Annotated in this window: 14 protein-coding genes; 8 read left to right on the top strand and 6 right to left on the bottom strand. The window is 43.5% G+C overall.

Going from position 1 to position 7,278, the window contains the following annotated elements; all coding sequences use genetic code 11:
• The first annotated feature begins 60 nt into the window (after nucleotides 1-60).
• On the top strand, nucleotides 61-366 hold the full coding sequence (locus tag FNW02_RS36920; protein ID WP_225226258.1) for an SDR family NAD(P)-dependent oxidoreductase: 306 nt from the start codon (nucleotides 61-63) through the stop codon (nucleotides 364-366).
• Between the two features lie 70 nt (nucleotides 367-436).
• On the opposite strand, the gene FNW02_RS36915 is transcribed toward FNW02_RS36920, so the two are convergent.
• The 6 genes from FNW02_RS36915 to FNW02_RS36890 form a co-directional block, all read right to left on the bottom strand.
• Nucleotides 437-634 carry a hypothetical protein gene (locus FNW02_RS36915; RefSeq protein WP_191762437.1) on the bottom strand — a complete coding sequence of 66 codons (198 nt, stop codon included), beginning with the start codon at nucleotides 632-634 and terminating at the stop codon, nucleotides 437-439.
• A gap of 59 nt (nucleotides 635-693) precedes the next feature.
• Complete coding sequence (locus FNW02_RS36910) at nucleotides 694-1,038, bottom strand: hypothetical protein (RefSeq protein WP_191762436.1); 345 nt, start codon at nucleotides 1,036-1,038, stop codon at nucleotides 694-696.
• A 3-nt stretch (nucleotides 1,039-1,041) separates the two neighbouring features.
• Nucleotides 1,042-1,308, bottom strand: a complete 267-nt coding sequence (locus tag FNW02_RS36905; protein WP_191762435.1) for a hypothetical protein — start codon at nucleotides 1,306-1,308, stop codon at nucleotides 1,042-1,044.
• A gap of 66 nt (nucleotides 1,309-1,374) precedes the next feature.
• On the bottom strand, nucleotides 1,375-2,130 hold the full coding sequence (locus tag FNW02_RS36900) for a hypothetical protein (RefSeq protein ID WP_225226257.1): 756 nt from the start codon (nucleotides 2,128-2,130) through the stop codon (nucleotides 1,375-1,377).
• 150 nt (nucleotides 2,131-2,280) lie between these two features.
• A complete protein-coding gene (locus FNW02_RS36895; RefSeq protein ID WP_191762434.1) occupies nucleotides 2,281-2,604 on the bottom strand; it encodes a hypothetical protein in 324 nt (107 codons plus the stop codon).
• A gap of 76 nt (nucleotides 2,605-2,680) precedes the next feature.
• Nucleotides 2,681-3,292 carry a hypothetical protein gene (locus tag FNW02_RS36890; RefSeq protein WP_191762433.1) on the bottom strand — a complete coding sequence of 204 codons (612 nt, stop codon included), beginning with the start codon at nucleotides 3,290-3,292 and terminating at the stop codon, nucleotides 2,681-2,683.
• 226 nt (nucleotides 3,293-3,518) lie between these two features.
• On the opposite strand from FNW02_RS36890, the gene FNW02_RS36885 reads away from it, so the two are divergent.
• From FNW02_RS36885 to FNW02_RS36860, 7 genes are all read left to right on the top strand, one after another.
• The gene (locus FNW02_RS36885; protein ID WP_320073243.1) at nucleotides 3,519-3,854 is read left to right on the top strand and encodes a helix-turn-helix domain-containing protein; all 336 of its coding nucleotides are present in this window, start codon (nucleotides 3,519-3,521) and stop codon (nucleotides 3,852-3,854) included.
• Nucleotides 3,855-3,929: 75 nt separating this feature from the next.
• The gene (locus FNW02_RS40385; protein ID WP_431356853.1) at nucleotides 3,930-4,106 is read left to right on the top strand and encodes a DUF6888 family protein; all 177 of its coding nucleotides are present in this window, start codon (nucleotides 3,930-3,932) and stop codon (nucleotides 4,104-4,106) included.
• On the top strand, nucleotides 4,103-4,288 hold the full coding sequence (locus tag FNW02_RS36880) for a DUF6887 family protein (protein WP_225226255.1): 186 nt from the start codon (nucleotides 4,103-4,105) through the stop codon (nucleotides 4,286-4,288). The genes FNW02_RS40385 and FNW02_RS36880 overlap by 4 nt, the downstream gene beginning before the upstream one ends.
• Before the next feature lie 66 nt (nucleotides 4,289-4,354).
• Nucleotides 4,355-4,609: a hypothetical protein gene (locus FNW02_RS36875; RefSeq protein ID WP_191762430.1), complete on the top strand. Its 255-nt coding sequence runs from the start codon at nucleotides 4,355-4,357 to the stop codon at nucleotides 4,607-4,609.
• On the top strand, nucleotides 4,603-6,237 hold the full coding sequence (locus FNW02_RS36870; RefSeq protein WP_191762429.1) for a hypothetical protein: 1,635 nt from the start codon (nucleotides 4,603-4,605) through the stop codon (nucleotides 6,235-6,237). Before FNW02_RS36875 ends, FNW02_RS36870 begins: the two co-directional genes overlap by 7 nt.
• Before the next feature lie 111 nt (nucleotides 6,238-6,348).
• Nucleotides 6,349-6,912, top strand: coding sequence for an HNH endonuclease (locus tag FNW02_RS36865; protein ID WP_191762428.1), 564 nt, complete (start codon nucleotides 6,349-6,351; stop codon nucleotides 6,910-6,912).
• Nucleotides 6,909-7,166, top strand: a complete 258-nt coding sequence (locus FNW02_RS36860) for a hypothetical protein (protein WP_191762427.1) — start codon at nucleotides 6,909-6,911, stop codon at nucleotides 7,164-7,166. Before FNW02_RS36865 ends, FNW02_RS36860 begins: the two co-directional genes overlap by 4 nt.
• Nucleotides 7,167-7,278 lie beyond the last annotated feature (112 nt).

Below are 7,278 nucleotides of genomic sequence, written 5' to 3'. Positions count from 1 at the left end.
GTGAACCACGAGTCCGTAAACGCCGCCCAAAAGCTTACCCCTTAATGACCAAACCCCGGCATGAGTTACGCAAGCAATTGCAAACAGCTTAAACCACAAGTGTTTCGGCTTTTCTTAGTGCCATTCGCTTACAATGCTTCTAAGGCAGCAGTTAACTCATTCACGATTCATTTAGCTCATGAGCTACGCAATACTCCGGTGAAGATTAATAGCGCCCATCCCGGCTGGGTAAAAACCGAGTTAGGTGGTGAAGGTGCAATGATGGATATTGGACAAGGAGCCAAAACTGGTGTTGAGTTAGCAATACTTCCTGATGACGGCCCGACTGGTGGGTTTTTTCACCTCGGTGAACCCGTGCCTTGGTAAAAAGTTGAACTAGAAGGAGAGTGGATGTTTGAATGCAACCAGCATCCATTCTCTGAATCATTTTTTGTAGTTATACTTCGTTCAACTCCACATAAAAACCTGCACCTTTATTGCTGACCTTTACCAGCTTGCGATTAACTAACGTTTGAACCACACCTAAGCTAAAATTGATGCTGCACAATCGAGCGCTGCCGCCGCAACGGCGAAGATATTGTAGGCATTGGTGGGAATGGTCAGCAGGGGTGGGACGAGTGGGTTTTCTAGGCATAGGTTATTCTCCTTGTGGCTTATGGTTTGTGTGATGGCTCTTGAGCGTTGACAAAGCAATCATGTTGATGTCAGAACAATGTCCGTGCAAGTCGCAAGCCGTTTGTACTCATTCCAATTTCGGGGATTATGACGTGATGACATTGATTCTTCAAACTCCCAGTTCTGAGAGCTGATATCGAATAGCTCAATAGCTGCATCAAACCCGCATTGTAAGAATCTTGTGTATGATTCTTCAGACCAAAGAATAGATTCTACGATTGCAGTCAAAAGCTTGAGATTAGTTTCGGTTGCCGCCCCCTCGGATTGGAGCCAATCGATTGTTTCAAGCAGTTCTTCTTTACTCCAAGCCGCAGTAGATGGTGGTAATGCAGCGATGGGCATAGAACCTGTTAGTTGTTTCATAAATCAATCCTCCAATTCCACAACACCTTCATCAGTTGCCACTTTCTTTTGAGATTTGGCTTTACTGATTTGAAATTCGTTAGCTTTAATCACGGGCATTGCTGCACTTTTTACGGCTGCTTTAGCCTGGTGATATAGAAATTGAACTACGCCATCGGCATCTTCCTCATCCTCGACTTGTGCCCAAAGTGAACAGCCCAATTCGATTGATTCATAGTTCCCTAAGTTGAACTTTCTCGAATAACTAATGGAGACAGTACCGATTTTCATTTACTTGTTTGAACCGCTAATTTATGTAGTGGCGACTCAAAGGTGAATCGCCTTTTTCATGTTTAATTACTGTTTTCCTTGCGGCATTGCTGTCTGATTTTGTCCTTGCAGAGATGCCCGTGCCTCAGTTTCCGAAACAGGGGGTAATGCTGGTGCAGTGACAGCATTCGATGCCCAACGCTCGTAAGTATCATTCGTTACCCAGTGAACTGTTGCTCCAGATTCAGCACCAGAGCGAATCATTTCGGCTGCAACGAGGGCATCATGCTCAAAGTCAGATTGAGGATTGCGATAGCTCCACTGAATAAACCAGTACGTTCCAAGAGTCCCTTCCACTTTCTGAAACTCGGCGCAGAAAATGTAGTTTTTGAGTACGCTAGCGATCGCCTGATAACAGAACTCTTTGGGATCTCCTGGCATTCCTTCTTCGCACCACTGCTGGAAGGCACGATGGGCGAAGTGGTTGTACAATCCAGCAAAATTGTCTTTACTGCGGCGGTGGATCAGGAAGGAAAGCAGCATGGAGGCTGGCCCCTTAAACTGGTCTTTGAGTCCTCCAGCCACCGGAATCACCCACAACTCGGTAAACGGTTCGTTGGTGAAGTTCTCGTTGATGGTCAATGGACGGTCAGGGCGAGAGATTGCGATCGCAAAATCAGCCTTGTTACCTTTGAGATATCCTTTTGCTTGTGCTTCTAAAATTGTCAGTTTTGGGGGACAATCGAGTAAGAATTGCCCGTATTCTTTAGCACAATTAGCTTGCAATTTTGGTTGACTGGGTGGAATGAGAAAGACGCTGTTGTTGATTGTAATGGTTTCCATGATTGTGTAGATTGTTTGTGTTGGTTTGTGTTGTAGAGTTAGCCGTTGATGATGCTGGGAGAGATTGTTTTTAACTCGTAAGTCAGCAGTTCAAGAGGAATTGATATTGTTGATTTCATGTCTGTAATAAAAAGATTTGTTGTAGTTGAACTATGCTGCTAGAGCTTTATCTGTAACTCTGGAAAATCCAGTTACTTTCATGAAGTCTAGCCCGACTGCTGCATCTAGGGGCTGGGCGTATCGAATCTGATCTATAGCATTTGACCAGTGGGTGATATTTTGGAATACCAGACCTAGCATTGAATCATCTTTGTACACGCGATAAGTTCTAGGACATGCTCCGCCGCAGTACACTAATTTGTAGTCCGCAAGTTCAATTATTTCTGCATTTGGATGTGACGGAAGCACGAGTATTTCCTCTTGGGACTCGTCAGATAGTTCTTGAACATGTGCAATGATTCTAGATTGTGCCATGATGAATATTTATGATTCCAGTTTGGTGGGCAAGCGCATTTCCATCCGGGTTAGCGCTTGCCTTTTTTGTTTAGAACTAAGCTGCGACTGCTACTCTTACTCCCAAGGATGCCACCGCTATCTCTGCGGTATGGGCAAACTGATTGCAGCCTAGTTGAGTACGTCTGGCATACCACAAAGATTGTTGATTGCACCCAACCAATCCAATGCACTGTTTATCTCGATAAAGTCTGGTGCTAAAGGATAACCAGTCAACCTGCCCCATTTGAATCCCGAACTTGTTGCAAGCTATTGACAATTCCTCATACAGGCGCTCGTTGCGTTCTCGTGGTGTTTCAGGAAGTGTTGCTTTTACTTGTTGCACTCTATTGGCGAACCAGTCGCGGTCAAAGGGTAGTCGTCCGCCATCTACAAACTGTACCCATACGCTGATTCCGTCTTCTATCCAGATGGTACGGACTGATTCGGGTTCGACTTTGATAATCTCGCCAATGATGCGGCGATCGCGAGATGTCAAAGGGTCTTGTATGGGGGCTACAGCTTGGGCTTGGGTTTCGAGGTGCTTGTGCAATTCTGCTTGTGCTGCGGTTTGTTCATCTTTGAAAGTGGCATCAGTAGATGTAGCTGTTGTTAGTGTGTTGAGCTTTCCCCTTGAAAGTGCTTGCTGTGTATAGATGGCTTGCGTCATAATAATGATCACCTCTAATTTGGGTCAAAAGGCGATCGCACAAGTTTCCAGCCTGGAGCGGTCGCCTTTTGTTATGCCTATATATTACTAACTAGTTGATACTATATGCAATAGTTTAGTAATATCATTTAGTTATGGCTTATCACCATTTATATAACTAATATTAATTAGTTAGTACTACTAGATAGATGATAGTATCAACTACATAGGAGTTGAGGAAGTGTCAGTGAAAAATAAAATTAAGCGGTTTTTGCAAGAAAGGGGTATAACAGCTTACCAATTTAGAAAAGAAGTAGGAATAGCACAAAGAACAGCTTATGACTTGTATAACAACCCTGAACAGTTACCGTCATCTACGGTTCTTAGTAAAATCTGTGACACTTATCAAGTGCAACCAGGCGAGGTACTAGAGTGGGTTCCAAAAAGTGAAAAACCTGATAGCGAAGAAGGAGACTTTACACAATCTCTTCTTAATGAGCCAGCAGAGCAGTACGGTTTAATAAAGGACAAATCTCAGCCCAAATCTCAGATGCAGTTATTAGCACAAGAAGAAGCTGCATGAGCGCATTTGTCTGAGGTCAAATCAACCTTTTAACCTACTATTGCTTCTAATACAGGCTACTAGTATGGAGATGGAATGGAGCCGACAGTAAAACAGTTGAAAGCCTACTGGCGAATGTCAGTAAGAGCAAGCAATCTACTTCAGTCAATTAATTTAGTGCGGTTAGATGAAAGAAATGACCGCATAGTTATGTTAGTTGCAGACACAATACAAATAGAAATACTTTCAAACGGAGAGATTCTTATTCAATGACTCAAGTTAATTACAAAACGATGTCTGATATTGACTTGCTTGCATACGTCAAGCAACATCCTGAAGATCAGGAAGCTTTTTATGTCTATGTTGATCGAAAACGATCTGCTTCCAATGCTGTCCCTATGACACTTGAGCAAGCAGAAATTGAATTACAAAGGCGAGTTAATCAACAGCAATAAATCAAACCCCACTGACAGCCTGAGAAACTTGCAGCGGGGATAGTCAAATAACTGTTGGATAAAGCTATGACTACTCAAAGAATACCAAATTCTCCTGCAACATGCACAGGAGTTGACTTTGTTATTTATCAAGGCATACCTTTATGGCGTAGTGACAGTCACAGAATTAAGAATTATCAGCACTCATGCCATGTATGCACACAAACAGGTGAAGATCCTTGTTCTATTGATACAAAATCAGGACAAACAGAAGCATTTCATCGGCTAAGTATGGTTTTAGACGCCTCTCCTATCTCTGAAAACAGGAGAGAGTTATGCTGATACTAGACCCCTCCGAAGCAACATTAACGCTCGATTACACCAATCTCAACATCAGCATCCAAGAAACCTTCGCGGCCATAGACCGATTCGAGTGGCAAGCATCCGACGAACTGCGGCTGATGCGAGATAACGGCTATTACAAAGATGGTGCATACACCAGCTTTGAGGATTACTGCGAAAGCGAGTTGACCAAACACGGCGGATATCGCAGGGTCAAGGATTTATTTGTGGCCAAGCGAGTAGTTGAAACTTTACCAGAAGATTTGAGGGACAAGATCACCAAACCATCTCAAACCCGACCCCTACTGCGGCTGGTCAAAACTCCCGACAAGCTTCAACAAGCCGTTGTGATCGCAGCCCAAGAAAAACCCTTCCCCACTGCCGCAGATTTCGCCAAAGCAGTACAACAGGTTGCTCCAAAGACTAAACGCACCACAAAAAAAGAAAAAAGTCAAACGCAATTGCGTAATTCAGTCACGGTTTCATCACAATTGCATCCTCGTTTTGGGGAGTCGGGAGTGATTGAAGCAGATGCACCAAACGTTTGGCAGCAGATTGTAACTTTTGATGATGGTGAAAAGCTGCTGATCAACAATACAGATCTAGATGCCCCAAGTGTTCCATTCCCCAGAGAAAGAACATATCCACCAGAATATACAGAAGCGATTGCCCAAATTAAAGAGCAACATCAGCAAGAGTTAGAGCGACTTTCCCAGGAATTGAGGATTGGGTTACAGTCAGAAGCGACTGCCAAAGCTGAACAACAAGTACAAGAGCAACTTTCATCCTTACAAAAACTATTTCAACAGCAGAAAGAGCAAAATATCCAATTGCAGCACCGATTGGATGAGTTGGAGGGGCTAAGGCAGCTAGAACTGGAGAACCAGCGATTACAACGACGCATTCAGGAACTAGAACACTCCGTACAACAGTATCCTAGCCAACAGTGGGAAAATACTCTCACCCTGCAAGCTACCAAAGCACTCAATAAGGAAGTTAAGCAAGCTCTAGATAAGACACTTGATTTGCGATCACTAGCCGAAGAATCACCTAAAGAAAATGCCACCGAATGCTTACGCCTGATGGGCATAGCATTGAGCAATATGGCTTGTGCTATGAACAACACCCAAGCACTCCAGGCAGCTGCAATCATACTTGGTAGTGAGCCAACACAAAGCGCGATCGCATATCGAGCCGAACAGCTACAACTAATACCCCAAGCAGTAAGCGACATTCGGCGGGTGTTGGCTCAACCTGATTGTAGTTGGTGGGACTATTTGGGTGTGGCTACTGAGTATGAGGCTATCAAAAATGACTACTGGGCGGAGTTAACCACACGAGAGACAGAGTTAATCACTGGTTTGGAGAAAGCCGAATCCTCCAAAATTAAGGAACCATCGGTTCTTCACGAAACCCCTGCCGAGTTCGGTTCTTCTAATTGCGCTCTTGTTATTGGGCTTGGTTCTATCGTTGCTCACGCTGACCCCTACCGTACTTTGTATGTGGAACGGGGTGAAGTCGTGGAGGACTTGGGCGAGGAGTTGGTAGTTGCTTGGGATTCATGGAAGGAACAATCGAAGAAAACTGACAGGTATTTCAAAGACGAGTTGCGTTTCTGGCAAAGCTAACTAATTTTTTGTCCGTGCCAGTGATTTTTTAGACACACAAATACGAATACACAACCCCGCGCTGACAGTGGGGTAAATTTCCGTGCGTCAACATAGACAGGAGAGTGAATTATGACGAGCTATAAAGGTATTCCACCAGAAGATTTAATTTGGGCAGTCAAGCATTTTTCATATTGCGCTCTCAAACTCTACAGCTATGCTTGGGCTGTACATCCTTATAAGCCCAAATACGACAAATACTCTACTACCTACATCCCTAGAGTAATCTTACTCTCTGATTTGGAAATGAAAGCAAACGTCTTAAATAAGGCGATGACGGAAGTAACCGATAGCAAATTGTTTAAGATATTTTATCTTCCCAATAGACCCTGCTATGAAAAATATGCTGGTATGGTCTGTTTCTGTGAAAACAAACATGGTATTTACTTGCCTGAACCGACGGAGTACAAATTCAGCGCTTACGACGAGTTTTTAGCATCAGAATACTGGCAAGACTGTAGAAGATTAGTTCTAGCTAGAGATAATTTTAGATGTGTAAAATGCAACGCCAATCAAAAATTGCAAGTTCATCATTTAACTTATGATCATCACGGTTTCGAGATGGAATACTTGGATGACTTGATTACTCTGTGTCGTCGCTGTCATGCCTCTGCTCATCATGGAGGTGAGAAATGACTACTAAATTTAAACAGCCCACTGGCTCAAAACTAAATCATCCTCACATGATTATCCCGTCAGAGGACACCACATGGGTAATCAGTCAAAAACCATCTGTACTGAGATTTTGGCAGCAGTGTTGGCTAGCTGACCCATTCGGCTCACGCTGGATGAAATTGGTAACTAACTTGAGTGATTCAGCTTTTAGATTGGCCAGAAGAGTATTAGAAGCAGCTGGTTTGTTTATATTTCGTCGTGGCATTGTTGCATGAATACGGAGAAATGGTAAATTTTACTTATTCCCTTGTACTCCCTGCCAGTTAAAACGTGAAAACCAAAGCGAAGTATAAAGTTGGTAACTGGAATGCTTATGATGCAGCACTC

The sequence above is a fragment of the Komarekiella delphini-convector SJRDD-AB1 genome (assembly GCF_014831675.1).
GTDB lineage: Bacteria > Cyanobacteriota > Cyanobacteriia > Cyanobacteriales > Nostocaceae > Komarekiella.
This window is presented reverse-complemented; position numbering and strand designations above follow the sequence as displayed.

Excerpts from the sequence above, each read along its gene's own strand:
- FNW02_RS36920 (WP_225226258.1), top strand. The coding sequence starts at position 61 with ATGAGTTACGCAAGCAATTGCAAACAGCTTAAACCACAAGTGTTTCGG.
- FNW02_RS36915 (WP_191762437.1), bottom strand. The coding sequence starts at position 634 with ATGCCTAGAAAACCCACTCGTCCCACCCCTGCTGACCATTCCCACCAA.
- FNW02_RS36910 (WP_191762436.1), bottom strand. The coding sequence starts at position 1,038 with ATGAAACAACTAACAGGTTCTATGCCCATCGCTGCATTACCACCATCT.
- FNW02_RS36905 (WP_191762435.1), bottom strand. The coding sequence starts at position 1,308 with ATGAAAATCGGTACTGTCTCCATTAGTTATTCGAGAAAGTTCAACTTA.
- FNW02_RS36900 (WP_225226257.1), bottom strand. The coding sequence starts at position 2,130 with ATGGAAACCATTACAATCAACAACAGCGTCTTTCTCATTCCACCCAGT.
- FNW02_RS36895 (WP_191762434.1), bottom strand. The coding sequence starts at position 2,604 with ATGGCACAATCTAGAATCATTGCACATGTTCAAGAACTATCTGACGAG.
- FNW02_RS36890 (WP_191762433.1), bottom strand. The coding sequence starts at position 3,292 with ATGACGCAAGCCATCTATACACAGCAAGCACTTTCAAGGGGAAAGCTC.
- FNW02_RS40385 (WP_431356853.1), top strand. The coding sequence starts at position 3,930 with ATGGAGCCGACAGTAAAACAGTTGAAAGCCTACTGGCGAATGTCAGTA.
- FNW02_RS36880 (WP_225226255.1), top strand. The coding sequence starts at position 4,103 with ATGACTCAAGTTAATTACAAAACGATGTCTGATATTGACTTGCTTGCA.
- FNW02_RS36875 (WP_191762430.1), top strand. The coding sequence starts at position 4,355 with ATGACTACTCAAAGAATACCAAATTCTCCTGCAACATGCACAGGAGTT.
- FNW02_RS36870 (WP_191762429.1), top strand. The coding sequence starts at position 4,603 with ATGCTGATACTAGACCCCTCCGAAGCAACATTAACGCTCGATTACACC.
- FNW02_RS36865 (WP_191762428.1), top strand. The coding sequence starts at position 6,349 with ATGACGAGCTATAAAGGTATTCCACCAGAAGATTTAATTTGGGCAGTC.
- FNW02_RS36860 (WP_191762427.1), top strand. The coding sequence starts at position 6,909 with ATGACTACTAAATTTAAACAGCCCACTGGCTCAAAACTAAATCATCCT.